This window comes from Aeromonas sp. 82P (genome assembly GCF_051919365.1).
GTDB classification, from domain to species: domain Bacteria; phylum Pseudomonadota; class Gammaproteobacteria; order Enterobacterales; family Aeromonadaceae; genus Aeromonas; species Aeromonas veronii.
The window spans coordinates 3,714,973-3,739,784 of the sequence record NZ_JBQBEV010000001.1; the positions used below are offsets into that span (position 1 = coordinate 3,714,973).

A 24,812-nucleotide genomic window follows, 5' to 3' on the forward strand; every position below is an offset into this window, starting at 1 on the left:
CTCTCCTTCGATTCGGCGACAGAATAATCCACCGCCCAAAAGTTAAATCCGTGTAAACGTGACGGGATTATCACAGAAATAAAGTAAAAAGTCTGTAACAAGACGGCCTATAAGGAACAATGTTCGATTGCTCTTGAGATTTTAGGCAACCGCATTGCATAACGACTCAGGGGGGCTTGGCAAGAGATAATTTGGGCAGGAGAGGGGGTGAATAAAGTGTCAGGGAAATTTTTTTTGCCTTCTCTCGAACTTGAGAAGGCGATCACAACTTTTTATGAACGCGCCAGAAAGTTGGCCAGCAACTGATGGCCCTGCTCGCTCAAAATACTCTCCGGATGGAACTGAACACCCTCGACAGGGAGCGTCTTGTGGCGCAGCCCCATGATCTCGTCAAACGAGCCATCGGCATGCTCGCTCCAGGCGGTGATGTCGAAGCAGTCGGGCAGCGTGTCGCGCTCCACCACCAGCGAGTGGTAACGGGTCACCCGCAGCGGGTTGTTGAGCCCCTTGAACACCCCCTCATGGCGATGGCGGATGAGCGAGGTTTTGCCGTGCATTACCTGACGGGCACGCACTACGCGGGCGCCGAAGGCCTGCGCCAGCGACTGATGACCGAGACAGACGCCGAGAATGGGCAGCTTGCCAGCGAAGTGGCTGATGGCGTCGAGAGAGATCCCCGCCTCATTGGGCGTACAGGGACCGGGAGAGATCACCAGAAAACGGGGGGAGAGCTGCGCTATGGCATCGAGCGTCAGTTCATCATTGCGCTTGACCACAACCTCTTGTCCCAGGGCGCCGAAATATTGCACCAGGTTCCAGGTAAAAGAGTCGTAGTTATCGATCAACAACAGCATGAGATAACCAACAGCGGAGAATTAACGATCGAGATAACGACCTTGTTCCATTTCCCGTTCACGCTGACACTCGGCCAGATAGATGGCGGCAGCAACGGCAGGGGTTTTATGGTGCTTGTCGATGGCATTGGAGACCATCAACTGCAGGGTATTGAGGTTTTTCGCCTTGCGAAATTTACGTAGCCAGTGACCTTTGTCACTCAGCTCTTCAGCAGAAATAGTTGGTTGAACAGGCATGCTTTCTCTTGGGGATATTACCCAGGTTGAAATAAAGAAATTAAACAAAATAGCCGGGCAGAAAATAAAGAAAGCCAGGCAAATACCCAGCTCTCTTCTACTACACCTTCCCAGTATGTCAGGCTCGAGGAACGAAGCCGACTACATCATATACGCTGGTCAGGGTTTTTTCAGCTCTTTCGCGCGCCTTTTGTGCGCCTTCTGCCAGAATCGCGATCAGATGGGCCTCATCCTGACGCAACTCGTGGAAACGGGCCTGGAGGTTCCAGCAGCGCAACCACGGCTTCGGCGGTTTCGGTCTTGAGGTGACCGTACATCTTGCCTTCGAAGTGCTGCTCCAGCTCGGGGATGGAGCGACCCGTCACCCCGGACATCAGGGTCAGCAGGTTGGAGACACCCGGTTTGTTTTCCGGGTCGAAACGCACCACCGCCGGCTCGTCGGAATCGGTCACCGCACGCTTGATCTTCTTGACGATCTGCTTGGGATCTTCCAGCAGGCCGATGAAGTTGGCTTCGTTGTCATCCGACTTGGACATCTTCTTGGTCGGATCCTGCAGACTCATCACCCGCGCCCCTTCGGTCGGAATGAAGGGCTCCGGCATGGTGAATACCTCACCATAGAGGTTGTTGAAACGGGTGCAGATGTCGCGGGTCAGCTCCAGATGCTGCTTCTGGTCGTTGCCGACCGGCACCTGATTAGCCTGATAGAGCAGGATGTCGGCCGCCATCAGCACCGGATAACCGAACAGGCCGACGTTGACGTTGTTCTCGAAACGAGCGGACTTGTCCTTGAACTGGGTCATGCGCGACAACTCACCCATCTGGGTATAGCAGTTGAGGATCCAGCCCAGCTCGGCGTGCTGCGGCACGTGAGACTGGATGAAGACGGTGCTCTTCTTGGGATCGATACCGACCGCCAGATAGAGGGCTGCCGCGTCCAGACAAGCCTTGCGCAGGGCAGCCGGGTCCTGACGAGTGGTGATGGCGTGCAGATCGACGATGCAGTAGAGGCAGTCGAACTCATCCTGCATGTTGACCCACTGACGCAGGGCCCCCATGTAGTTGCCGATGGTCAGTTGACCGGAGGGTTGCGCTCCGCTCAATACGATTGGTTTAGTCATGAGAGTGTTAATCCTTGTTATTCAGCCAGCCCAGCTGCGCTATTAGACCAAAAGTGCATCGAGCTGGGCAAACTGCTCGAATACCCAGTCTGGATGGGAGTCGGCGATGGGACGGCCATAGTTGTAGCCGTATGTAAGACCCACCACCTTCATGCCAGCCGCCTTGGCCGCCAGCACGTCATTTTCTGAGTCGCCCACCATTAGAGTGCGAGCCGGGCTCACCCCCAACTCTTGGCAAGCGTGCAGCAAGGGCTCCGGGCTCGGCTTCTTGACCGGCACGCAGTTGCCGCCAAGCCAGAGTTCGAAACAATCGCTGATGCCAAGGGCATCGAGGATGGGTGCCACGAAATCGCTCGGCTTGTTGGTAACGATCGCCTGCTTGTAGCCCAGGCTTTGCAGGCGACGCAGACTCTGGGCCACCCCTTCATACATCGCCAGCCCTTGCAGCAGGCAGGCGTTGTAGTGCTGGAAAAAAATCGGTCTGGCCTTGGCAAACAGCTCGGGATCGGCCTCGCGATAGGCGAGCGCCCGCTGGATCAGCTTGTCAGCCCCGTTGCCGACCCAGGTACGGATCACCGCTTCATCAGCCTGCGCCAGACCGAGGTCTGCCAGAGTCAGATTGACCGCCAGCGCCAACTGGGCGGCGCTGTCAATCAGGGTGCCGTCCAGATCGAACAGCACCAAATCAAATGCGCGCTCAGCGTGTGACATGAGCCAGCTCCGCACGCATCTTGTCGATCACCGCTTTATAGTCAGGCTGGCTGAAAATGGCAGAGCCGGCGACAAACATGTCGGCGCCCGCTTCGGCGATCTCGCGAATGTTGTCGACCTTCACCCCGCCATCGATCTCGAGGCGAATATCGCGGCCGCTCTCGTCGATCAGACGACGCACCTGACGCAGCTTGTCTAGGGTACCGGGGATAAAGCTCTGGCCACCGAAGCCCGGGTTGACCGACATCAGCAGGATCACGTCCAACTTGTCCATCACATACTCGAGGCAGGAGAGCGAGGTAGCAGGATTCAGCACCAGACCCGCCTGGCAGCCCATCTCCTTGATGAGGCCCAAAGAGCGATCAACGTGATCGGACGCTTCCGGATGGAAGGTGATGAGGGAAGCACCGGCCTTGGCAAAATCAGGAATGATGCGATCCACCGGCTTGACCATCAGGTGCACGTCGATGGGGGCCTCGATACCGTAGTCACGCAGCGCCTGACAGACCATGGGGCCAATGGTCAGGTTGGGGACATAGTGGTTGTCCATCACGTCGAAGTGAACCACGTCGGCACCGGCAGCCAGTACCTTGGCTACATCGTCACCCAGACGGGCAAAATCGGCAGAGAGGATCGAGGGGGCAATCAGAAAGTCTTTCATCAGCATCATCCATTGGCAGCCAGGGAGAAAAAGCGGCGCAATTTTAACGTAAAAGGCGGGCGAAAACGACTCGAATGCGGGGTAAATGGGGCAATCGCCTCCCCTCCCCCAACCACCCGGGTTTTGCGGCATCGGCACGGGCCCAGACGCGCCCATAAAAAAACGGCGCCCCTGGGCGCCGCATGGTCTGTTACGTCAGTGGCAGCAGTTCACTGTCGCTGGGATAGTAGCCCTGCTCCGGCTCGATACCGGGGGGATAGAGCGCCAGCAACTCGGCCACCTTGTTACGGGTGCCGCCGTTGCGACTGATGGTGCGCTTGACCAGGATCTCGTCGAGGCGGGCACCGCGATAAAGCTCACGAGTCAGCTCGATATCATGGTTGCTGATCAGCACTGGCACCCCTTTGTGAGCGGCTGTGTGACGGGCCAGTCGCGCCAGGATCGCCTGATCATCCAGGGTAAACCCGCCGGAGGCATAGGTGGTGAAGCTCGCCGTAGTGGAGAGCGGCGCATAGGGAGGATCGCAATAGATAACCCAATCCTCTTCGGCACGCTTGATGGCATCGGCGTAGCTCTCGCAGATAAAGGTCGCCTTCTGCGCCTTTTCGGCAAAGGCCCACAGCTCTTTTTCCGGGAAATAGGGTTTCTTGTAGGAACCGAACGGCACGTTGAAGCCGCCCTTCTTGTTGTAGCGGCACAGTCCGTTGAAACCGTGACGGTTGAGAAACAGGAACAAGAGTGCCCGCTCGAAGGTGGTCTCGGTCTGATTGAACTGGGTACGCAGCCGGTAATAGGCCGCCTTGTGGTTGTGCTCTGCCACAAACAGCTTGCGCGCCTCGGCAATGAAACTGTCCGGCGTCAGCTTGAGGTGGTTGTACAGGCAGATCAGATCCGGATTGATGTCGTTGAGCACATACGCGTCGTAGTCGGTGTTGAGAAACACAGACCCGGCCCCGACGAAGGGCTCCAGCAACACACGCCCGGCCGGCAGGCGCTCGGCGATCTCTTCAACCAGGGAGTATTTTCCCCCGGCCCATTTTAAAAAAGCGCGTGTTTTTTTCATGGAAATCCGGTGTGTAAGAAGGCAAGACCCAAAAAGGGGGACGATTCTACCCCCTTATCCGGTATCAAGGCTATTGCTTCAGCTCTTTTTGTACCTGTGCAAACGACTTGGGCCAGGGCTGACCTTTCAGCAAAGCTGGCGGAAGCTTGCGAATGGCACTCTTGGCCTGGGTCAGACCGGCATAATCCCCTTGCAGCACAACGTACCAGGGGCTGCCACGGAATTTGGTCTGATAGACCCAGACCTTACCCGCCAGACCATGCTCGGCGACAAATTGATCCACCGCCTTGGTATTGCTCGCCCCCATCAACTGAACGCTGTAGTGGTTGCGCGGCTTCTTGTTCAAGGTGGCGACCGGTGTCAGGAGCACCTTGGGTGCAGGCGCGGCAACCGGCTCGTTGCTGGCTGTTTTGGTGGTAGCAGCAGGCGTTGCGGTTGTCGCCGGATTCAGTGCTTTGGCGGTACTGGCTGGCGCCGTGGTTGCGATTGCACCACTGGGGGTTGTGCCACTCGGGTTCTTGCCGGTCAGCTCGTCCACCACGTCAGTAGGCAGAGCGCCGCTCACCTTGGGTTCGGTCATCAGCTTTTGCACGACCTCGTCAGAGATCACCACCCGACGCCCTTCGTAATTGGTTGATTCGGTGGTCACGGTTTCGCTCTCCACCGATTTGGGCAGCACTTTCGCCTCCGGCTGCCAATCTTTCACAACCCCGTTTGGATTGCTGGCTGCATCACTGTTTTGAGCGCCTTGTGCAGCGGCATCGGTATTCGAACCGCCAGCGGTGAGGGGATCGCCTCCCGCTACCGGGATCGGCAATGCCGTGTTCTGCGCAGGATCCTGCAGCGCCGGTTTGCTTTCATTGTCAAACAGCGCAGGCAGCAGGTAGCTCAACGCCAGCAGCCCGCCAGCGACCAGCGCGATAGCGGTGGCAATCTTCTTGACAGGCAACTCCGCCTGACGCTTCTTGGGCCTTCTGTCGGTCATGATATCCTCCAGTAACTGCATGATGGTGGACGGATGTCCGTTCGCCGTTTTCAGGATCTCCTCCACTTGCGGCTTGGGCAAGAGGGTCGCCGGGATCTTGAGCTCTTTGGCTTTCTCATACAAGAAGATGCGCTGCTCGGGCGGGCTCAGTGGCGGCACTTCCAGCTCAAGTGCTGGCATGGCACGCCCTTTGAGCTGCGGTCGTTGGGTACGACACCAGACGTCACTGCCCGAGACGATAATGGCCAGCTGATGGGGCGCCGCCAGGGTATCGTTATGACGGATGATCGCCCACAACTCTCCCAGCAATTCGGCCGGCAACTGGTCGGCACGCTCTATCAGTAGCAACAGGGTGGCAGGCTTGCTCCCCTCCAGCATGCGAAAGAAGCTCTCCGCCAGCGCATCCTGTGGATTGAACAGCGGGCGCGCCACTACCTGTGGTAGCAACAGCTGGCGTACATCCACCATCTTCATGGCAGGCGTACCAATCAGGCTTACCACCCGCACTTTTTCCGGCAACACGCCGAGCAGGGATTCGCACAGGGTACCGCGACCACAACCGGGTTTACCGGAGAGAAAAATGAAAGGGTGATTGAATTCAATCAGATGCAGCAGCCGGTCAACCAGCTGCCGCTGGGAAGGAAGTTTTAGCAGTTTATTCGTCACGACCAGACTCGATCACCGCCAGCAACTCGGCATCGGACACATCCCCCACCACCTGCGCATGGCCGATACCAACCGGCAACACCAGACGCAGCTTGCCTTCCAGCACCTTCTTGTCACGGCGCATATGGCGAATAAAGGCGGCGAAATCCATCTCGGCAGGCGCATGAATGGGCAAATTGGCGGCCAGCAGCAGAGCGCGCACTCGCGCAACGTCCGCTTCGCTCATATCGCCACGGGCCTGCGCAGTCCAAGCTGCCAGCATGGTGCCAGCGGATACCGCTTCACCATGCAGCCAGTTGCCATACCCCTGTTCGGCCTCGATGGCATGACCAAAGGTGTGGCCCAGATTAAGCAGCGCACGGACGCCGTGCTCGGTCTCATCCTGACCGACCACATCGGCTTTGATCTCGCAGCAGCGTTTGATGGCGTAGGCCAGCGCGGCAGGTTCCAGCTGTTGCAGACGCACCATGTTCTGCTCCAGCCAGGTGAAGAAATCAGCATCCCAAATGATGCCGTACTTGATCACCTCGGCCATCCCTGCGGCAAATTCGCGGGCTGGCAAGGTACTCAGACATTCGGTATCGATAACAACTTGTTTGGGCTGATAAAAAGCCCCAATCATGTTCTTGCCGAGGGGGTGGTTGACAGCGGTTTTACCGCCAACAGAGGAGTCAACCTGGGAGAGCAGGGTGGTCGGGATCTGGATAAAAGGAATGCCACGTTGATAGCTTGCTGCCGCAAAGCCTACCACATCCCCGATCACGCCGCCCCCCAGAGCGATCAGTGTCGTATCGCGCCCATGGTTGGTTTCAAGCAGAGCAGACATGATCTGCTCAAAGGTCGCCAGGTTCTTGTATGCCTCACCGTCAGGCAGGATCAGGTGTTCAACCTGAAAACCCGACAGCAGAGCGGTTACCCGTTCAAGATAAAGCGGAGCAACGACCGTGTTGGTCACTATCATCACCCGCTTGCCCTTGATGGTCGATACCAGCGCCTCGGGGCGCTGCAACAACCCGGCAGCTATCTCGATGGGATAGCTGCGTTCACCCAGTTCGACCTTCAACCGTTCCATGGACGTCCTCTAGATTACATACCGATCAGCTTTACAATTTGATTGGCAACGATTTTTGCGCTCTGATCATCGGTGTGCACAACAAAGTCGGCAACCTCTTCATACAGGGCATTGCGCTCTTGTGCCAGACGTTCCAGCACTTCGCGTGCCGGTTCTTCGGTCTGTAGCAGAGGACGGCGTTTGTCTCGCTGTGTGCGCGCCAGCTGCTTTTCAATAGTGGTTTCGAGGTAGACCACGATGCCACGAGCAGACAACTTGTTGCGGGTTTCGCGACTCTTGATGGCACCGCCACCCGTCGCCAGCACGATACCCTGCTGCTCTGACAATTCGCCGATCACCTTCTCTTCGCGAATCCGGAAACCTTCTTCGCCTTCAACATCGAACACCCAGCCGATATCAGCACCACTGCGGCGCTCAATCTCATGATCTGAGTCGAAAAACTCCATATGCAGTTGTTCTGCCAGATGTCTACCTATGGTGCTCTTGCCCGCACCCATGGGACCTATCAGGAAAATATTGCGTTTCTCAGCCATGTCTTTTCGTTAGTAATTACAAACTGTACGACCCCGATGAATACTGGATCGGGGTACCTATGAACCTTATCTTGCGATGGATCAGGAGGGGGATTATCTCAATAGATATCGGGACTGGCAACCGCAGCCCTTACGCCCCAGCCTCATTGGGGCGTAAGGTTATATGTGTTTTACCTTCACATGTAAAGCATTCAGAAGGCGTCGGTGACTATCTTGGGCGTCACGAAAATCAGCAACTCCCGCTTTTTGTTCTCATTGGCCGTCTTGCGGAACAAAGCCCCCAATCCGGGGATATCACCCAACAGCGGCACCTTGGTGACATCCGTCTTGATAGTCTGCTGATAGATACCACCCAGCACCAGGGTCTCGCCATTATTGACCAGCACCTGAGTGGTGATGGATTGGGCATTAATGGATACTGCCGGGCCAGTAGGCGTATCGACAGTCTCTCCCTTGGTATCCTGAGTGACGGTCAGATCGAGAATTACCCGATTATCAGGGGTGATCTGCGGCGTGACTTTCAGGCTCAGTACCGCCTTCTTGAAAGTGACCGAGGTGGCGCCACTGGAAGAGGACTCTACATAGGGGATCTCGGTACCCTGCTCAATCAGAGCCGGTTTCTGGTTGGCAGTAGTCACCCGGGGACTTGCGATAATTTCCGCCTTGTTCTCACGCTCCAGCGCAGAGAGCTCGAGATCCAGCAGGGTGCCATTAGCTAATCTGGCGACCTGGAATGCCAAGGTTCCGGCCGCTCCGGTCACCGGCAGGTTGACGTTCATACGGTTACTAGCATCTGGTCTAGTCATATTGGTAATGATGTTGCCATTATTATCAAGATTGCCGTTTCCCGATGCATCATTCCCTTCAATAGAGCCTGAAGTACTGTTGCCATGACCATCATTCTTGGTCACCCCCCAACGCACCCCGAGCGCTTCATCAAAGCCGTCGTCAATGGTCACCATCCGCGCCTCGATAACCACCTGTTTGACCGGAATATCGAGAATATCGAGCATCCGTTTGATGCTGCTGATGACATCGGCGGTATCCTTGACCACCAGCACGTTGGTTCGCTCATCCACACTCACCGCACCACGGGGTGACAGCAACTTGGTACTTTCGGAAGAGAGCAGGGCAGCCACTTCCGAGGCCTTGGCATAGTTTATCTGCAGATATTCGGTATAGAGCGGAGCCAAATCTGCGACCTGATTTCGGCTCTCAAGTTGCTGCTTCTCGCGTGTTGCGATCTCTTCTGCAGGCGCTACCAGTAAGATGTTGTTATCCAACCGCTTATCCAGACCCCGCACCTTCAAAATAATGTCGAGCGCCTGCTCCCACGGCACCCCGTCCAGACGCAGGGTAATATTGCCTGCTACCGAATCTGTGGTTACCAAGTTAAGGTTGTTGAAATCAGCGATCAGCTGCAACACGGTACGGACTGGAATATCCTGAAAGTTCAATGAGATGGGTTTGCCCTGATACTGCTTGGATGCCGTGGCCGTGGTCCGCTTTTTCACCTCGATAATGAAGAGCTTGTCTGCCTGATCGTAACGGTAATCAAACTGACCATTGATCGACAATTCAAACAGGGTATCGCTCCCCTGCCGGGAGACTTCAACCTGAGAGACCGGCGTTGCAAAATCCTGCACGTTGATCAGATTAAGCAAACCATCCGGTACCCGAGTACCATGAAACTTGGCCAGTACGGTCTGACCGCGGCTGCTCACATCAACAGCGGCCGAGCTGTTATCCAGCGTAACCAGAAACTCCCCCTGGCCATCTTTGCCACGACGAAAATCCACACCGGTAACCGAGTTGAAATAGGCGCCGCCCCCACTGCTTTGATAGTTGTTGAGCACCGGCTTGCTGGCAGGCTGTGTGGCTACCGGCGTTGTCACGGGCGCAACAGGCATAGACCGGGCAACGACCTGAGGATTGAGCAGCGCCGAAGGAGAGGGTGTGGCCACCATCGCAGAGGGCGCTGGCACAGGAGTAGCCGAGGTTGCGGGTGCAATCAGGGCGCTCTCACCATTGATGAGCCCGGAAGAGGCCCCCTCGCCCAATGACACCAGTAATTTGTTCCCCTGTTGCTGCACCTGATAGGGAGCAAGCTGATCGAGTGCGATCTTGATATCCAGACCTGCGCCCTTACCCTCAACCTTGATATTATCTACCCCCAGACGCTGGATCGGCAGCGGGTTCACTTTCAGCGCCCCTACCGCACCGGGAACATGCAACAACAGCTGATTGGGTTGGTAAGAGAGACGATCGGTAAAGCCCGTGACCGGCTCACTGAAACTGAGCTCCACCAGCAATTGATCGGCAAGCAGCGGATTGACCTTGATCTCCTGCAGGGTTGCCACTGCCCACGCCTGACTGAGGGCGCTGGCGCAAAACAGCAAAGCCACTTTGGATACACTCTCTATTGTTGTTCTCATTGCTGTTCGTCCCTGATTATTGTTTTTCTTGCACATTGGCCATCGCCAACTGGGTTTCTCTTGTTACCCAGCACCCCTTCCCGTCCGGAATGGTTTCCAGCAAATCCACTGCAGTGTCAGTGATCTTGATGACTCGGCCCTGATCAAGCCCCATATACTGGTTGAGCCCGACCCGCATCGATTTGCCATCCGGGGTGCTGATCAAGGCCCACAACTGACCCGCCTTACCCAAAGAACCATGCATCGACAGACTGGCCAGCGAATAATTTTCCAGCACCTCTTTCTCACGATCCATCAGGGTCTGTGCACAATCCGGCTGGGCCTTGGCAGTACTTGTACTTCCGACCGTCGCCTCAGGCTGGGGAACCATGAAGGGGCTGCGCAACTCGCGTTGCTGGTAGTGCATAGGGGCAAAAGGCTTCAGCTCGGGCAAGGGCTCGATAGGTATGGGTGGCCTTGCTTTGGTCTGGGCGACATAGCTATCCATATCCTCCTGGCCACCACAGGCCGCCAGCAAGAGAGCAGGCAACAACCAGCAGATGCGTCTCATTGTTTCGGCTCCACTGTTTTACCGTTGTACTTGTAGGTCTTAGCCAGCATCGACATCGAAATCAGCTCCCCTTCATCCTTGCTCTGACCCAGAGTGAAGGAGTCAAGAATGACGATACGGGGCAAAGCGGCCATGTCAGCGGTGAACTTGCCAATTTGATGGTAAGTGCCCACGACTTCGATACGCATCGGTAGCTCTGTCGAAAACTCGTGCTTGACCTCAGGTTCCCAGTTGATCCGGTTCAATTTCAAGCCGTTGTCGGTAGCAATAAAGCTGATATCGTCCAGCAGCCCGGCGACCTCATGGGTATTGGGCAACTGCTTGAGCTGGGTATCAACCAGTTGCTCAAGCTGAACCATTTGCGCCTTGTATGCCCCCAGGTTGGCAGCCAGCATCGCCTTGCTTTCAAACTGGGCTTTCAGTTCGGTCTCCTTCCCCGCTTCCTGAGTCAAACTGGTCAGTGAGTTGGCAATCACGTAGTAGTAGATGGCGCCGCCGGTCAACACGCAGCAGAAAAAGATGAAGACCCCTTTTGCCCATTTTGGCCAGCTTGCTATGTCATTGATATCCAACTCGTTGAGTTGCTGAAGATTCATTGTTGCTCCTTGGCCACATTCCCTGCAGCCGCAGCATTGTTAGCGATCAGGAACATCATGGAAAACTGGCTCAATGACACTGGCGCAACATCAGCCGCAAAAATAGTGCTTATTTTTGCCTGACCCAACCAGCCGGAACCATCAATCCGTCGCATCATGCTGGCCACCCGGCCATAGGCTTCGGTCTTGCCATTTACATCAATAATATTGTTCTGCATTGAGAGGGTGTTCAGGTAAACCCCGTTGGGCACCAGTGAAGGCAACTGATTGAAAAGGCGAACGGGCACATTGCGGCGCATCTGCAACTGCTCGATGAGCTGCATCCGATCGATCAGTTCCTTTCGACGCTCTTTGAGCAGACGGATCTCCCCCAGCTGGGCATCCAGAATAGTCATCTCCTGAACCAGCCTCTGGTTGCGCTGCTGCTGGGCGACGATCTGGCGATCAACCAGCCAGTTGGCAAAAAATCCCAACGCGACCGTGGCCAGCACAAAAATCCCCAGCAAGGCCCCGAACTGTTTCTTTTGGCGCTGGGCCCGGGCTTCACGCCAGGGTAGAAGGTTTATATTTGACATGGTGTGAAACTCCTCAGAGCCAACCCGAATGCCGTCATATATTTAGCACCATGTACCAGCTCGGCCTCCCCTTTCGGCTTGCCAAACAGGGCGAACAGATCCGGGTGCAACACCTCGCAATTGACCTCTTCTTTTACCTGTACCAACAAACCGGGTAGCAGACTGCCTCCCCCCGTCAGCACCAGTTTTGCGATGTCGCGATAACCGGATGAACTGCAAAACAGCTGGATATTGCGCCGCACTTGCTGCAGCAGCGAGTTGATGTGGGGCATCAGCACATCCAGCTCATGGTCAACAGGCAAGGTACCTTTGGTTTTAGCCTGCTCAGCCTCATCCAGCGTCATGCCATAAAAGGAGGAGAGCGCCTGGCTGTACTGATCGCCGCCGAAGTTTTGCAAGCGGGAGTAGATCACCTCTCCCTTGACCAGCGCCGCAAAGGTCATGGCACTGGCACCAATGTCTATCACCCCGATCGGCCGCTCACTCTCCTGCAATTCGGGTAGACAGGCCACCACGGCACGGCCCAGCGCATGGGCGCCCACATCCACCACCTTGACGGCAATACCGGCTTCGGCAAGGGCGCTGACCCGGCCGTTGACACTCTCGGTGCGGGCTGCGCTCAGCAGCACATCCTGACGATCTTCGCTATTGTTGGTGCTCAGTACCTCAAAATCGAGACTCACTTCATCGAGGGGGAAGGGAATGATCTGCTCGGCCTCCAACTGCACCTGATTCTCCAGCTCTTTGTCGCTGAGGCGGGCATCAATCTGGATCACCTTGGTGATCACGTTGGAGCCAGTCACCGCAGTGGCGGCATAGTCACTGTGAACTGGGATCAGCCGCTTGAGAGTCTTGAGAGATTGGCTGACGCGCTCGATATCCTGCAATTGATAGTCAACCAGCGTCCCTTTCGGGGTGGCAATATCGGCGACCGATTCGAGATGAAGCTTGCCGGGTCGGCCACTGAGGGTAACGGCCTTGATGGTCTGGCTGCCGAAATCAATGCCCACCAGAGGGAGGAGGGATCCCTTGTTAAAAAGCCCAAACATATACACATCCATGCGTTATTTGGTTTTATTCCTGAACAGAGTGTAGGACACCCGCTCAGAGGAGTGCTTCACTCATCCTAAATGCTCTAACTATCAATGTCATAAAGTTTATGTCGAAAAGTGACCCATCTCGCTTTCTTCATGGCAAGTGGCCCTCCTTGGTAATTGCTCCCTGTAGTGCTAACCTCTCGCATCCTTTTGAGGTGGGTGGCTCGCCACAGGAAAACCTCGAATTCCCGATGGCAAAAGGGCTATACTCTGCGCCCGTTGGCTAATTTTAAGACGATTGGTAGTTCTTCCATGCTAAAATGGCTCGTTCGCCTGTTTATTGTCATGATGCTGGGTGCTGTGCTGGGTGTTGCCAGCCTCATCGGTATCTACTTCTATATCAAACCCCAACTGCCCGATGTCACCGCACTGCGTGACGTCAAGCTGGCAACCCCGATGCGGGTTTACAGCCGGGATGGGGAGTTGATCGCCCAATATGGCGAAATTCGTCGCATTCCGCTGCGTCTGGACGAAATTCCGCAACCCATGATCGATGCCGTACTGGCGACCGAAGATGCACGTTTCTATGAGCACCCGGGCATTGACCCGATTGGTATCATTCGAGCCGCATCCGTCTGGGCTGTCTCCGGCCATGCCCGTCAGGGCGCGAGCACCATCACCCAGCAGGTTGCCCGCAACTTCTTCCTGAGCAATGAGAAGACCATCATCCGCAAGATCAAGGAGGTCTTCCTGGCCTGGCGGATCGAACAGAATCTCTCAAAAGACGAGATCCTCGAACTGTACCTCAACAAGATCCCTCTCGGTTATCGCTCCTTCGGGATCGGTGCTGCGGCACAGGTTTACTTTGGTAAAGAGGTCAAGGATCTGGGACTTGACGAGATCGCCATCATTGCCGGTCTGCCGAAAGCTCCCTCCATGCTCAACCCCATCCGCTCCCCCGAACGCGCCTTTGCGCGCCGCAACGTGGTGCTGGGCCGGATGCTGGAAACCGGTAAGATCACCCAGGCCCAGTTTGACGAAGCGTCCAAAATGCCGATCAAGGCACGTTTTCACGGCGCCGAAGTGACCCTGCACGCCCCCTATCTGGGGGAAATGGTGCGCCAGAAGATGGTCGAGCAGTTCGGTGAAGATGCCTACACCATGGGCCTGCACGTCTACACTACCGTCTCTGCCGAACGTCAGCGGGCGGCAAGACAGGCACTGCTGGATGGCGTTTTTGCCTATGACATGCGCCACGGCTATCGCGGCCCGACGGCTCAGTTATGGAAGGCTGGCGAGACAGCCTGGGATTACGAGCAGATTGTCGCTCACCTTGGCAAACAGCCCACTTATGATCCGCTGATGGCGGCGGTCGTGACCAAGCTTGGTGATCGCAGCGCCACACTGGTACTGAAGAATGGCAAGGAAGCAGAGCTCGGCTGGAACGGCATTAAATGGGCCCGCTCCTTTATTACCGACGACCGTCAGAGCTATGCCCCGAAATCGGCGCGCGATGTGCTGAAAGTCGGCGCCCAGATCTGGGTGCGGGAAGAGGGCGAAGAGTTGCTGCTGGCCCAAATCCCGGATGTGAATGCTGCGCTGGTTGCCATGAATCCAAAAAATGGGGCACTGGAAGCGCTGGTCGGTGGTTTCAGCTTCGAACTCTCCAAATTCAATCGGGTCGATCAGGCGCGTCGCCAGATCGGTTCCAATATCAAGCCTTTCCTCTATGCGACCGCGCTGGAGCATGGCTATACCCTGGCGTCGCTCATCAACGATGCGCCGATCAACCAGTGGGATCCATCAAAAGGGCCCATGTGGCAGCCCAAGAACTCCCCGGCCGTTTATGATGGCCCCACCCCGCTGCGTCTGGGTCTGGCCAAGTCCAAGAACGTGATGTCGGTTCGACTGATGCGCGCTATCGGTCTGGATACCTATATCGACGGTCTGACCCGCTTTGGCTTCCCCCGCGACTTCATCTCTCCCCATGAGTCGCTGGCGCTGGGCGCTGCCGAATTCACCCCTCTCGAAGTAGTGCGTGGTTACTCGGTACTGGCCAACGGTGGCTTCCTGGTGACCCCATACTTCATCGACAAAGTGACCGACAGTCTGGAGAACACCCTCTATCAGGCCAATCCTGCTATTGCTTGCACCACCTGCGAACAGCAGGCCGCACCCGAGCAGAGCACACTGCCGCAGCCAACTGTTGATGGTGCCGCACAAGATGGCACGCCGACCCCTCTCGCGCCAACCATCGCCCCGCATACCATCAGTGCCCAGAGCGCATTCCTGATCACCGACACTCTGAGTACAGCCATCTGGGGTGGCAACGGCTGGCGTGGTACCGGCTGGCGTGCAGCCCGCGACCTGAAACGTCACGACATCTCCGGTAAAACCGGTACCACCAACGAATCGCGCGATGCCTGGTTCTCCGGCTACACCCCGGACATCGTTGCCACCTCCTGGATCGGTTTTGACAACCACCAGCGTGGTCTTGGCCGTGCCGAGTTTGGCGGTGGCGCCGCGCAGCCTATCTGGATCGACTTCATGAAAGTCGCCCTCAAAAAGCTGCCGGAGCACAAGATGCCGGTTCCCGAAGGGATCATGACGGTGAAGATTGATAGCGAAACCGGCCTGCTGGCAACCAGTGGCGGCACCGACGAATACTTCAAGGAAGGGACCGAACCGACCCGCTACGCAGCACCGAGCTCGGATGGCAATCAGGTCTACGGCGGTGACAACCCCGATGTAGAACCGCCAGTCTCAACCGACGATATCTTCTAAGCTGCTCTCGCGGCAGAAGCAAAACCGGCAGCCTTGGCTGCCGGTTTTTTATTGGGCCAACTGCTTGGTCATCAGCGTAGCGATCGAGGCGGCCAGCTCGTTGAAACAGGGGCGACGCACCGAGTAGTGGCGATATAGCAGCGAGATGGTACGTCCCGGCACAGGGTCAACCACGGGACGATAACTGACCCCTCCTTCATCATGATCGGCAGGTACGGCCAGCTTTGGCACCAGGGTCATGCCGCTACCGGCGGCCACCATGTTGCGCAGGGTCTCGAGACTAGTTCCCTTGAAGCGTTGATCCTCACCAATCCCGCCAGCGAAACAGAATCCCATCGCCTGATCCCGCAAACAGTGGCCATCGGCCAGCATCAGCAATTTCTTGCCCTTGAGATTGCCGAGTGGCACCTGCCTGGCCTGTGCTTCGGGGTGATGGCAAGGCACCGCCAACCACATCGGCTCATGATAGAGCTGGATTGAACCAAACCCCTCCATCCCCGGCATCTCGGCCAGAATGACACAATCCAGCTCCCCCTCTTCCAACCGCTTGAGCAGGGTTTGGGTCTGCTCCTCATAGAGGTAGAACTCCAGCTGGGGAAAACGCTCACGCAGGGTCTGGATAATGCGGGGCAACAGGTAGGGGCCCACGGTCGGAATAAAACCGATATGGATCTCCCCGGACATCGGCTCGGAGAAGTGCTGACCGATGCTCTTGAGCTCGCGCACCTCCTTGAGCACCCGACGCGCCTGATGGGCCATTGCATCGCCAGCCGGAGTAAACAGCACCTTGCGCGAGGTACGTTCGATCAGAATGACCCCGAGTTCATCCTCCAGCTTGCGCAGCTGGCCGCTCAGGGTGGGTTGACTGACAAAGCAGCGTTCAGCGGCTTTGCGAAAATGTTTTTCCTCATCCAGCGCCACCAGATATTCGAGATCGCGAAGATTCATACAGCAAGAGTCCTGCCTGGAAAATGGGCCATCAGCATGCACAATATCGTCCGGCTGGACAAGTCATCCGCTCGCGGTGAACCTCTCTGGCTGCCCCTCCAAAACAGAAAAGCCCGATCACCTTGCGGTAATCGGGCTGTTTGACTCGCCGAGGGATTACACCCTGAAACGGCGCACCATATCCTGCAACTGGGTTGCCAGATGGTTCAGCTCATTGCACGCCTGAGCCATCTGGGTGGCACCGGCGGCCACCTCTTCGGAAGCATGGCTGATATTGACCACGTTGCGGTTGAGCTCCTCGCTCACCGCCCCCTGCTCTTCGGTGGCCGTTGCAATCTGGATATTCATGTGGGAGATGCTGCTGACCGAGCCACTGATCTGGGAGATAGACTCGCCCGCTTCCCGCGCGGTAGCAACCGTGGTATTCATCAGCTCCTGACTCTGTTGCATGGTACTGCCCGCCTGTTCGGCACGCTGCTGCAACTCGGCAATGATGGTATTGATCTGGGAGGTGGAGTCCTGAGTGCGCTTGGCCAGAGTACGCACCTCATCGGCCACCACCGCAAACCCCCGTCCCTGCTCACCGGCACGGGCCGCTTCAATGGCGGCGTTCAATGCCAGCAGGTTGGTCTGTTCGGCAATGCCGCGGATCACCTCCAGCACCATGCCGATATTGCGACTGTCATCGCCCAGTTGGCGGATCACCACCGCGGTACTCTCGATGGCACCGGCGACCCGTTCAATACGTTGAATGGAGTCATTCACCGTTTGCGCACCAAGTTCGGCCGTCTCACTGGCCGAGGTGGCGGCACTGGCCGCATCGCTGGTATTGCGAGAAACCTCCTGCACCGTGGCTTGCATCTCGTTCATCGCCGTTGCCAGCTGATTCAGCTCATGTTGCTGGGAGTTCATATTGTCTGCCGACTGCCTTGCTACGGCACTGATCTCCTCTACCGCAGAGCTCATCTGTACAACAGAACCGGATACCTCCCCAACCAGTTTGCGCAAGTTTTCTTGCATCTGCGCAAAGCCTTTCGCCAGTTGTCCTAATTCATCCTGATTAAACGCATTCAACTCCACACGATGAGTCAAATCACCAGCCGCGACGCTACCAACAAGTTCCAGCAAGCGATTAACGGGTCGTTTGATTTGCTGACTCAAATACCATGCAATCAACACCACGAAAATGAGAGTCGCTGCGCCAGTCAAGATACTGAGGAATTTGGAGCTGGTGTATGCCTCTTCACCTTGGGCATCCATCTCCTTGCCAATACGCTCATTTATCTCACGCAAATCCATCGTTAATTTTGTTGCCTGCTCCAGCGTGGTTCTGAGATTCCCTTGCAAAATCTCTCTTGTCTTGTCACTACTCTGTTTCACCGCCTGATATAGCGGGTCATGCGCTGTAAAAAAGGCATTTCCGGCAGTCTTCAACGCGTTAAAGGTTTGCTCTTCATCAGCAGCATTAAAAGCCAATCCGCCGTAATTAGCCGCAGCCTGCTCAAAACGTACCTTTGAATCCATCACACCTTGTTGGGTTCGTTCAATATCCGCACTGTCGTTGTAGCCCATCGCGATCACCATAGATAATTGGAAACGCCGAGCATCAAGCAGTGCGATATGCATCTGACTTGCATAGCGAACAGAAGGGATAAGGTTCTCTGCCAATACAGTGTTTTGTTGATTGAGATACGACAGTCGTGAGACGCCATACCCGGCAAGCAGGCATACGCAAAGTGCCAGCACCGCAAAGCCAGTACTCAACTTCTGACCTATGGACATATTCTGGAGCATAGATTCATCCTTAACTGCGTGTCATCGTTTAATGTCAGTTTTGATAGGAGCTATGTGTTCATGTTTTTGTAATTGAGCATAGCCGTAGAGCTGTGCTTTTGTAGTTTGCATAAGCACCATATATCGCTATCGACACGCAGAGAGGGCCACTTTAACTACCGCAGACTATTAACGGTTTACTCTATTGCCCGCAACAGTCGTGGGATCAGCAACTCCGGCTCCCCCAGATACTGGTTGACCTCTATTCTTTCGAGTTTTCCCCCTCGCTCTATACCCAAAGTAGGATAACCCTGACCGCCTAGCCGTTTCATCCAGCCCTGGCTATCTGCCAGATGTTGCAGCAAGGGGGCCTGCAGATAAGCTTGCTGGAATGCCTCGGCTGAAATCCCCTGCTCTGCCGCCAGCGTGGCTAGAAACGCTGGCTCACCAATCCAGATCCCGTCCCGATAGTGGGATTGCTGGATCCGGTGCAACATGACCAGCCCATCGCCCCCCAACGCCGTGACGGCCAAAACCGCACGGATCGGCAGCTCGGAGTCCAGCAGACACCCTTCCCGCAGCAGCAGTTCGTTAAAGTAGCGTTCGCCAAAATGCTGGCCGGTCAGCGCTTCGATCCGCTGATCATGGGGGCGCACATAATCACGCAATGCCTCGCCCATCGGCTGACGGCGACTCCCCATCCAGAGACCGCCCGCATGCAGCTCGATCTTGAGTCCGGCAATGGTGGCTGCCGCCTGCAACAGGGGGGCGGCACCGTAGCACCAGCCACAGAGCGGGTCATAGACATAATGGAGGGTGGTTTGTTGTTCGCTCATCTTCATTCTCACTTCAATCTCGGATAAAAAACCGGGCCCTTAGGCCCGGTAAAAAACACAGGGAAAGCAGGCTCAGTGGCTTACCACTTCATCTCGCCGGTATTGACCTTGGCACCGATGGCCAGACCATCGTCAACCGGCAGTGCCGGATAGGCTTTCTTCAGAGCCTCAATCAGCTCACCGGAGTTTTTCGCCTTGGCCAGCTCCTGTTCGAAACGCTCTACATAGTCACGGGTAAAGCTCACAGCAGCAGTGCCTTTGGGAGCCGTGCCCAGGAAGTGGCCCGGTACCACACGCTCGGGTTTCAGGGCCAGCAGGTTATCCAGCGCCTTGACCCAATTGCTGCGAGCCGCTTTGGTCTGGCTGTCCGCCATCCAGACATGCACCCCGTGGTAGACCGGCACACCACCAAAAGCAGTCTTGATGGAAGGGGCCCAGAGGTAGGCATTCGGGGTATTCATCTCTTTGATTTCAATCTTCTCGCCATCCAGCGTCAGGTGGCTTGCGGTCATCACTTGCGGCACGGTCAGGCTCTTCGGTGCACCCTTGCCGAGGATCGGGCTCCAGTAACTCAGCTTGGCATCCTTGGTCTGGTTGATATGGTCAACCACATGCTGATCGGCCAGCACTTTGACATCCGGGAACGCCGCCATGACCGGCTCCAGACCGAAGTAGAAGTCGGGGTCACCGGCACTGATATAGACAGTGGTCAGCTTCTTGCCGCTCTTCTTGATCATGTCGACCAGCGCCTGACCATTTTGCACGTCGAACTGGGCATCGATCAGGATGGCCTCTTTGTCACCGGTCACCAGTGAGGAGGAGACCGGGAAGATCGCCTTCTCGCCAGGGTTGTAGACGGTCACGCTCAGGGGGGCGGCCAGTGCGGCGCCACTCAACAGGGTGGTCGCCAGAGTCAGGTTGCGGATCAGGGTGTTGTTCATCATCTATTCCTCATTAAGTATTCGGGGGTTCATTTGATGGACACAGTGTATTAGATCACTTAAGGTGCAAATACAGCATAAAAAGCGCATCACTGTTGCACATATCGAACATATAGAGAGCCGTACATGGATCGACTGACCGCCTTGCGGGTCTTTGTCAGCGTAGTCGAACAAGGGAGCCTGAGCGGCGCCGGAGAGAAACTGGATATGTCGCGCGCCATGGTGTCGCGCTATCTGGCCGAGCTGGAGAGCTGGATGGGCGCCCGCCTGCTGCACCGCACCACCCGTCGTCTGAGCCTGACAGGGCCAGGAGAGGAGGCGCTGAACCGGGCCCGTGCCATGCTGGCGCTCGGCGAAGAGATGGAGCAGATCGCCGTGAAGGGGGATGACGCCCCAAAGGGACAACTGCGGATCACCAGCAGCTACTCCCTGTCGGAAGCCTTGCTGGTCGGGGCTGCCAACGACTATCTGGCGCAATACCCGGGGACGGCCATCGACATTCTGCTGCTCGACAGAACCGTCAATCTGGTGGAGGAGCGGATCGATCTGGCGGTGCGCATCACCAATGACCTCGACCCCAATCTGGTGGCGCGCCGTCTCGGCACCTGCCACTCGGTAGTCTGCGCCAGCCCGACCTATCTGGCCCGTCATCCGATGCCGCACAAGGTGCAGGATTTGGCGCTGCACAACTGCCTCACCTACACCTACTTCGGCAAGAGCCTGTGGGAGTTCAATGGACCGGACGGTCCCGAGTCAGTGCCGGTCAGCGGTAACATGAGCGCCAATATCTCCAACCTGCTGCTGGAAGCAACGCTGGAAGGCGCAGGGATCAGCCTGCAACCCCGCTACTCGGCACAACCCTATCTGGAGCGCGGGGAACTGGTGCCCCTGCTGACCGACTGGCAGCCCAAGCGCCTCGGGGTCTACGGGGTGTATGCCACCCGCAAACAGATGTCGCCGCTACTGCGCAGCTTCCTCGATTTTCTGCTAGCTCGCATGGCGGCGGATCCCATCTGGCAGGAGTGAACATACCTCAAACCCGATCATGAAGAAGGGGCCGCTGCGGGCCCCTTCTTCACTCTGATCCCTTGATCAGGCTTCAAATCCGAATGGTTCTGAGTGCGGCGCTTCCGGCTGCGCACTCTCGTCCAGGAAAATATCCCGATAAGCCACATAGATGGAGTAGTTGAGCGCCGGGATCACCACCAGCAGACCTACCAGCAACAGCACAGCGCCAAACAGCAACAACATGGCTGAGAGCAGCCCCCACCAGAAGAAGGGCCACATATTGCGCCAGCAGCCGAAGAAGCTCAGGCGTACCGCCTGGATGATGCCGATATCGTGGTGGAAGATCAGCGCAGGAGCAAAGGTGACCCCCATCAGCACGGGAATGATGAGCAGCATCCCCACCAGCAATACCAGCAGCAGTTGTTGCAACTGGCTGGCAGAGACCACCATGCTCTCGGGATCCTGCGTCAGCAGCGGGAGCAGCCCCCACATGGAGAGCAGACCGAGACAGACGAGGCCCACCAGGCTGAACAGCAGCAACACCAGCAGACCTCCTAGCATCAGCGGGGTCAACTTGTGGCGAAAACCGGCGAAGAGATCGGCAAACTGCAGTGGCTCCCCCCGATAACCCCGATCGGCGACCGCCACCCAACCCGCGCCCCACACCATGTAGAGCAGCTGGGAGATAAGGCCACCCGCCGGCAGTTGCTCCAGCAGCATACCCACCATAAACCAGACCAGCACCATGGCCACGCTGATCCCCATCCCCTTGTTGAAGATATCGAACCCGCTGCGAACCCAGAGCCAGCCACGACCTGTCGTGTACCGGGCCGGTGTGGTGCGCAAAGGGGGTAATCCGTTCATATCGTCTCCTCGGAGTGTCGGTGGCATCAGTGCCGGAAGCCGATTCTAGAGCCAGGACGGGGGCGACTCAATGGCGACGCGGCCCGACCACGACATAAAACCTGACGCAGCGATGCACAAAATGGGCGTCAGCCACGCCCCGCCTCTGGCTGCCTCGACCATAACGAGGCACAATCTGCTCCCTCCCCCAGCCGCACCTGTCGTGGCCAGCGTGCCGTGGTCACCCTTTAGTGATCGACGAATGCCGGACAAGGGTTGTCATCCCGCCATCCCGGGCGCTTTAACATCGAGTGGTATCGTCATGAGAGTTGTTTGTTGTCTGTTGTTGTTACTGGCCAGCCAGTCGGCCCTGGCCGAGGGTTTTATCAGTCGCCTGCTCAACCATCCGGTGCCGGGTGGCGTTGCGGTGATCCCTCTTGGCGCGTCACCCACTGCCCCCACGGCCCGCTATCATGACAAACCCGTGCTGGTAGTGCGCGAAGACAACCAGTGGATCGCCATCGTCGGCATCTCTCTGAAAAGCACGCCCGGCGCCCAGCAACTGACCACAGGTGATGGCCGCACTCTCGGCTTCACCGTCACCCCCAAGCACTACCGCGAGCAGCACATCAAGCTCAAGAACAGCCGTCAGGTCAATCCGCTCGCCGAGGATATGACACGTATCAACCGCGAGCTGGCGGAGCAGACCCGGGCTTACCAGACCTTCAGCCCCAACCAGCCGAGCAACCTGATGTTCGACAAGCCGGTCAACGGCCCCCTCTCCAGCCCGTTTGGCCTGCGTCGCTTCTTCAATGGCGAGGAGCGCAACCCCCACTCCGGCCTCGACTTCGCCGTGGGCGCCGGCACCCCGATCAAGTCCCCCGCCGCCGGCAAGGTGATCCTGATCGGCAACTACTTCTTCAATGGCAATACCGTCTTTGTCGACCACGGTCAGGGGCTCATCAGCATGTTCTGCCATATGTCGAAGATCGATGTGAAGCTCGGTCAGAGCCTGCCGCGTGGCGGCATCGTCGGGCGAGTCGGTTCGACCGGCCGCGCTACCGGCCCCCATATGCACTGGAACGTCAGCCTCAACGACACCCGGGTCGATCCCGCCATCTTTATCGGCGCCTTCAAGCCCTGAATCGGCAGAGCCCGTTAACAAAACATCCTCTAACAAAACAGGCAGCCCATGGCTGCCTGTCTGCTATCTGCACGTCGAACCTGATTACCTATCCGGCCAGCGCGTGGGCGCCGGACTCCCGACGCATCGCCCGCCACATCACCAACACCAGCAATGAGCTGCACGTTGGCAATGCCAGCCAGACCCCGGGCACGCCCCACAGGGTCGAGAATCCCCACAAGAAACCGCCGATCAACACCAGCTTGCCACCGGTGAGCAGGGAGGCGATGCGGGCCCGATTGATGGCCTGGAAGTAGGTGGCCCCCACCAGCAGCAAGCCCTCCATCGGCAGCCCCCAGAAGTAGAGCCAGATCCCGAGGCTCGCCACCGGCAGCAGGGTAGCGTTGTCCCCTGCAAACAGATAGACCGCCGCCTCCGGCCACAGATAAAGCGGGATCATGGCGCACAGGGCGATCCCCAGCGTCACTCCGAGTGCCAGATTGCGGATCCGCAGCACCCGCCGCCAGTGACCGGCGCCCGCGTTAAAGCTGGCGATGGGCTGGATCCCCATGGCGATCCCCTCAAACACCAGATAGAAGAAGGCCTCGGTGTAACTGATCACCCCGTAGGCGGCCACATGCAGCGAAGTGCCGACCGCCAGCAACGCCTTGTTGTGCAGTGCCAGCACCACTGAGAGATAGAGGTACATCAGAAAACTGGAGACCCCGAGGCGCACCGTCTCGCCCATCAGCCGCAGATCAGGGCGCAAGGTGTCCCAACTTATCCGCAGCTGGCTGCGCGGTGTGAAGAAGTGCCACAGGCAGGCGAGGCCCGTCACTGCCTGGGAAAGCATAGTGGCCGTCGCCACCCCGGCCAGTCCGAACGGAAACACCACCATCAGCAGATAGTCGAGCAGCACGTTGAGCAGCCCCCCGACTACCATGATGAGGGTGACAAATCCGGGGCGGCCATCGTTGCGCAGCAGCGAGCTGAACGCCATCGACAGCACTGCAAAGACGCCAAGCCAGGCGTAGGCCTGCAGGTAGGAGAGCCCGGCGGTGAAGATCTCCCCCTCCGCCCCCATCCAGGCCAGCATGGGCTCGCCATAACGGATCCCGATAAAACTGAGCAGTGCCGAGGCAAGCAACACCATCACCAGCGCATTGCCGACGATATGGCGGGCTTTGGCCGGGTTGCCCTGCCCCAGATAGAAGGAGACCAGCGACGAGGCCCCCATGCCGATCAGCGCCCCCACCGCATAGAGCACGGCGCAGATGGGATAAGCCAGCATCAAACCGGCCATGCCATCCTGACCCAGCACATGGCCAACGAAGATGCCATCGATGGTGACATAGATGCCGGTGATCAGCATGGCCGCCACGGTCGGGGTTACGTAACGCCAGAAAAGGCGAGATAGCGGGGCTGTGCCCAGATCAACAGCTGACATATTCGACTCGGTG

General features: G+C 57.2%; 22 protein-coding genes and 1 pseudogene. 3 read left to right on the plus strand and 20 right to left on the minus strand.

Going from position 1 to position 24,812, the window contains the following annotated elements; genetic code table 11:
* Nucleotides 1–272 precede the first annotated feature (272 nt).
* The 14 genes and pseudogenes from ACTG2S_RS16920 to tapM all read right to left on the minus strand — a co-directional run bounded on the left by ACTG2S_RS16920 (nucleotide 273) and on the right by tapM (nucleotide 13,108).
* Entirely contained in the window at nucleotides 273–854 is a 582-nt protein-coding gene (locus tag ACTG2S_RS16920; RefSeq protein ID WP_005353985.1) for an aminodeoxychorismate synthase component II, read from the minus strand.
* A 21-nt stretch (nucleotides 855–875) separates the two neighbouring features.
* Nucleotides 876–1,091 carry a hypothetical protein gene (locus ACTG2S_RS16925; protein WP_005334997.1) on the minus strand — a complete coding sequence of 72 codons (216 nt, stop codon included), beginning with the start codon at nucleotides 1,089–1,091 and terminating at the stop codon, nucleotides 876–878.
* A 118-nt stretch (nucleotides 1,092–1,209) separates the two neighbouring features.
* Nucleotides 1,210–2,212: pseudogene (trpS, locus tag ACTG2S_RS16930) on the minus strand (tryptophan--tRNA ligase).
* Nucleotides 2,213–2,254: 42 nt separating this feature from the next.
* Nucleotides 2,255–2,923 carry a phosphoglycolate phosphatase gene (locus ACTG2S_RS16935; RefSeq protein ID WP_139442215.1) on the minus strand — a complete coding sequence of 223 codons (669 nt, stop codon included), beginning with the start codon at nucleotides 2,921–2,923 and terminating at the stop codon, nucleotides 2,255–2,257.
* Nucleotides 2,910–3,584, minus strand: coding sequence for a ribulose-phosphate 3-epimerase (gene rpe, locus ACTG2S_RS16940; RefSeq protein WP_005335006.1), 675 nt, complete (start codon nucleotides 3,582–3,584; stop codon nucleotides 2,910–2,912). The genes ACTG2S_RS16935 and rpe overlap by 14 nt, the downstream gene beginning before the upstream one ends.
* A 190-nt stretch (nucleotides 3,585–3,774) precedes the next feature.
* Nucleotides 3,775–4,647 (minus strand): Dam family site-specific DNA-(adenine-N6)-methyltransferase, encoded by an 873-nt coding sequence (locus tag ACTG2S_RS16945; protein ID WP_005335008.1) that lies wholly within the window; start codon nucleotides 4,645–4,647, stop codon nucleotides 3,775–3,777.
* Nucleotides 4,648–4,717: 70 nt separating this feature from the next.
* The gene (locus ACTG2S_RS16950; RefSeq protein WP_439982982.1) at nucleotides 4,718–6,298 is read right to left on the minus strand and encodes an SPOR domain-containing protein; all 1,581 of its coding nucleotides are present in this window, start codon (nucleotides 6,296–6,298) and stop codon (nucleotides 4,718–4,720) included.
* The gene (aroB, locus tag ACTG2S_RS16955) at nucleotides 6,288–7,370 is read right to left on the minus strand and encodes a 3-dehydroquinate synthase (protein ID WP_167565066.1); all 1,083 of its coding nucleotides are present in this window, start codon (nucleotides 7,368–7,370) and stop codon (nucleotides 6,288–6,290) included. Before aroB ends, ACTG2S_RS16950 begins: the two co-directional genes overlap by 11 nt.
* A 14-nt stretch (nucleotides 7,371–7,384) precedes the next feature.
* Nucleotides 7,385–7,903 carry a shikimate kinase AroK gene (aroK, locus tag ACTG2S_RS16960; RefSeq protein ID WP_005335014.1) on the minus strand — a complete coding sequence of 173 codons (519 nt, stop codon included), beginning with the start codon at nucleotides 7,901–7,903 and terminating at the stop codon, nucleotides 7,385–7,387.
* A 191-nt stretch (nucleotides 7,904–8,094) separates the two neighbouring features.
* Nucleotides 8,095–10,338 carry a type IV pilus secretin PilQ family protein gene (gene pilQ / locus ACTG2S_RS16965; RefSeq protein WP_201946262.1) on the minus strand — a complete coding sequence of 748 codons (2,244 nt, stop codon included), beginning with the start codon at nucleotides 10,336–10,338 and terminating at the stop codon, nucleotides 8,095–8,097.
* A gap of 16 nt (nucleotides 10,339–10,354) precedes the next feature.
* On the minus strand, nucleotides 10,355–10,888 hold the full coding sequence (locus ACTG2S_RS16970) for a pilus assembly protein PilP (RefSeq protein ID WP_005335020.1): 534 nt from the start codon (nucleotides 10,886–10,888) through the stop codon (nucleotides 10,355–10,357).
* Entirely contained in the window at nucleotides 10,885–11,484 is a 600-nt protein-coding gene (gene tapO / locus ACTG2S_RS16975) for a PilO family type IV pilus biogenesis protein TapO (RefSeq protein ID WP_005353996.1), read from the minus strand. The genes ACTG2S_RS16970 and tapO overlap by 4 nt, the downstream gene beginning before the upstream one ends.
* Nucleotides 11,481–12,059: a PilN family type IV pilus biogenesis protein TapN gene (gene tapN, locus ACTG2S_RS16980; RefSeq protein WP_005353997.1), complete on the minus strand. Its 579-nt coding sequence runs from the start codon at nucleotides 12,057–12,059 to the stop codon at nucleotides 11,481–11,483. Before tapN ends, tapO begins: the two co-directional genes overlap by 4 nt.
* A complete protein-coding gene (tapM, locus tag ACTG2S_RS16985) occupies nucleotides 12,047–13,108 on the minus strand; it encodes a PilM family type IVa pilus assembly protein TapM (protein WP_322112312.1) in 1,062 nt (353 codons plus the stop codon). The genes tapN and tapM overlap by 13 nt, the downstream gene beginning before the upstream one ends.
* A 300-nt stretch (nucleotides 13,109–13,408) precedes the next feature.
* Between tapM and ACTG2S_RS16990 the strand changes: the two genes are divergently transcribed.
* Nucleotides 13,409–15,880, plus strand: coding sequence for a penicillin-binding protein 1A (locus tag ACTG2S_RS16990; RefSeq protein WP_439982985.1), 2,472 nt, complete (start codon nucleotides 13,409–13,411; stop codon nucleotides 15,878–15,880).
* A 48-nt stretch (nucleotides 15,881–15,928) separates the two neighbouring features.
* On the opposite strand, the gene oxyR is transcribed toward ACTG2S_RS16990, so the two are convergent.
* The 4 genes from oxyR to ACTG2S_RS17010 form a co-directional block, all read right to left on the minus strand.
* Nucleotides 15,929–16,828, minus strand: coding sequence for a DNA-binding transcriptional regulator OxyR (gene oxyR / locus ACTG2S_RS16995; protein ID WP_021229787.1), 900 nt, complete (start codon nucleotides 16,826–16,828; stop codon nucleotides 15,929–15,931).
* Nucleotides 16,829–16,984: 156 nt separating this feature from the next.
* Nucleotides 16,985–18,622, minus strand: coding sequence for a methyl-accepting chemotaxis protein (locus tag ACTG2S_RS17000; RefSeq protein ID WP_421322370.1), 1,638 nt, complete (start codon nucleotides 18,620–18,622; stop codon nucleotides 16,985–16,987).
* A 176-nt stretch (nucleotides 18,623–18,798) separates the two neighbouring features.
* On the minus strand, nucleotides 18,799–19,443 hold the full coding sequence (locus ACTG2S_RS17005) for a DsbA family protein (protein WP_103250777.1): 645 nt from the start codon (nucleotides 19,441–19,443) through the stop codon (nucleotides 18,799–18,801).
* Nucleotides 19,444–19,517: 74 nt separating this feature from the next.
* A complete protein-coding gene (locus ACTG2S_RS17010) occupies nucleotides 19,518–20,378 on the minus strand; it encodes a Vmh family MBL fold metallo-hydrolase (RefSeq protein ID WP_058055949.1) in 861 nt (286 codons plus the stop codon).
* 126 nt (nucleotides 20,379–20,504) lie between these two features.
* Between ACTG2S_RS17010 and ACTG2S_RS17015 the strand changes: the two genes are divergently transcribed.
* Nucleotides 20,505–21,404, plus strand: a complete 900-nt coding sequence (locus ACTG2S_RS17015; protein ID WP_439982987.1) for a LysR family transcriptional regulator — start codon at nucleotides 20,505–20,507, stop codon at nucleotides 21,402–21,404.
* Between the two features lie 66 nt (nucleotides 21,405–21,470).
* On the opposite strand, the gene ACTG2S_RS17020 is transcribed toward ACTG2S_RS17015, so the two are convergent.
* Complete coding sequence (locus ACTG2S_RS17020) at nucleotides 21,471–22,250, minus strand: BPSS1780 family membrane protein (RefSeq protein ID WP_201942509.1); 780 nt, start codon at nucleotides 22,248–22,250, stop codon at nucleotides 21,471–21,473.
* A gap of 301 nt (nucleotides 22,251–22,551) precedes the next feature.
* Between ACTG2S_RS17020 and ACTG2S_RS17025 the strand changes: the two genes are divergently transcribed.
* Complete coding sequence (locus tag ACTG2S_RS17025) at nucleotides 22,552–23,373, plus strand: peptidoglycan DD-metalloendopeptidase family protein (protein ID WP_139494136.1); 822 nt, start codon at nucleotides 22,552–22,554, stop codon at nucleotides 23,371–23,373.
* A gap of 88 nt (nucleotides 23,374–23,461) precedes the next feature.
* Here the strand turns inward: ACTG2S_RS17025 and ACTG2S_RS17030 are convergent, their stop codons facing one another.
* Complete coding sequence (locus tag ACTG2S_RS17030) at nucleotides 23,462–24,799, minus strand: MATE family efflux transporter (RefSeq protein WP_159164764.1); 1,338 nt, start codon at nucleotides 24,797–24,799, stop codon at nucleotides 23,462–23,464.
* Nucleotides 24,800–24,812: the final 13 nt, after the last annotated feature.

Bases quoted from the DNA above. Each gene is read 5' to 3' on its own strand.
- ACTG2S_RS16920 (WP_005353985.1), bottom strand. From the start codon at position 854: ATGCTGTTGTTGATCGATAACTACGACTCTTTTACCTGGAACCTGGTG.
- ACTG2S_RS16925 (WP_005334997.1), bottom strand. From the start codon at position 1,091: ATGCCTGTTCAACCAACTATTTCTGCTGAAGAGCTGAGTGACAAAGGT.
- ACTG2S_RS16935 (WP_139442215.1), bottom strand. From the start codon at position 2,923: ATGTCACACGCTGAGCGCGCATTTGATTTGGTGCTGTTCGATCTGGAC.
- rpe (WP_005335006.1), bottom strand. From the start codon at position 3,584: ATGAAAGACTTTCTGATTGCCCCCTCGATCCTCTCTGCCGATTTTGCC.
- ACTG2S_RS16945 (WP_005335008.1), bottom strand. From the start codon at position 4,647: ATGAAAAAAACACGCGCTTTTTTAAAATGGGCCGGGGGAAAATACTCC.
- aroB (WP_167565066.1), bottom strand. From the start codon at position 7,370: ATGGAACGGTTGAAGGTCGAACTGGGTGAACGCAGCTATCCCATCGAG.
- aroK (WP_005335014.1), bottom strand. From the start codon at position 7,903: ATGGCTGAGAAACGCAATATTTTCCTGATAGGTCCCATGGGTGCGGGC.
- pilQ (WP_201946262.1), bottom strand. From the start codon at position 10,338: ATGAGAACAACAATAGAGAGTGTATCCAAAGTGGCTTTGCTGTTTTGC.
- ACTG2S_RS16970 (WP_005335020.1), bottom strand. From the start codon at position 10,888: ATGAGACGCATCTGCTGGTTGTTGCCTGCTCTCTTGCTGGCGGCCTGT.
- tapO (WP_005353996.1), bottom strand. From the start codon at position 11,484: ATGAATCTTCAGCAACTCAACGAGTTGGATATCAATGACATAGCAAGC.
- tapN (WP_005353997.1), bottom strand. From the start codon at position 12,059: ATGTCAAATATAAACCTTCTACCCTGGCGTGAAGCCCGGGCCCAGCGC.
- tapM (WP_322112312.1), bottom strand. From the start codon at position 13,108: ATGTTTGGGCTTTTTAACAAGGGATCCCTCCTCCCTCTGGTGGGCATT.
- ACTG2S_RS16990 (WP_439982985.1), top strand. From the start codon at position 13,409: ATGCTAAAATGGCTCGTTCGCCTGTTTATTGTCATGATGCTGGGTGCT.
- oxyR (WP_021229787.1), bottom strand. From the start codon at position 16,828: ATGAATCTTCGCGATCTCGAATATCTGGTGGCGCTGGATGAGGAAAAA.
- ACTG2S_RS17000 (WP_421322370.1), bottom strand. From the start codon at position 18,622: ATGCTCCAGAATATGTCCATAGGTCAGAAGTTGAGTACTGGCTTTGCG.
- ACTG2S_RS17005 (WP_103250777.1), bottom strand. From the start codon at position 19,443: ATGAAGATGAGCGAACAACAAACCACCCTCCATTATGTCTATGACCCG.
- ACTG2S_RS17010 (WP_058055949.1), bottom strand. From the start codon at position 20,378: ATGAACAACACCCTGATCCGCAACCTGACTCTGGCGACCACCCTGTTG.
- ACTG2S_RS17015 (WP_439982987.1), top strand. From the start codon at position 20,505: ATGGATCGACTGACCGCCTTGCGGGTCTTTGTCAGCGTAGTCGAACAA.
- ACTG2S_RS17020 (WP_201942509.1), bottom strand. From the start codon at position 22,250: ATGAACGGATTACCCCCTTTGCGCACCACACCGGCCCGGTACACGACA.
- ACTG2S_RS17025 (WP_139494136.1), top strand. From the start codon at position 22,552: ATGAGAGTTGTTTGTTGTCTGTTGTTGTTACTGGCCAGCCAGTCGGCC.
- ACTG2S_RS17030 (WP_159164764.1), bottom strand. From the start codon at position 24,799: ATGTCAGCTGTTGATCTGGGCACAGCCCCGCTATCTCGCCTTTTCTGG.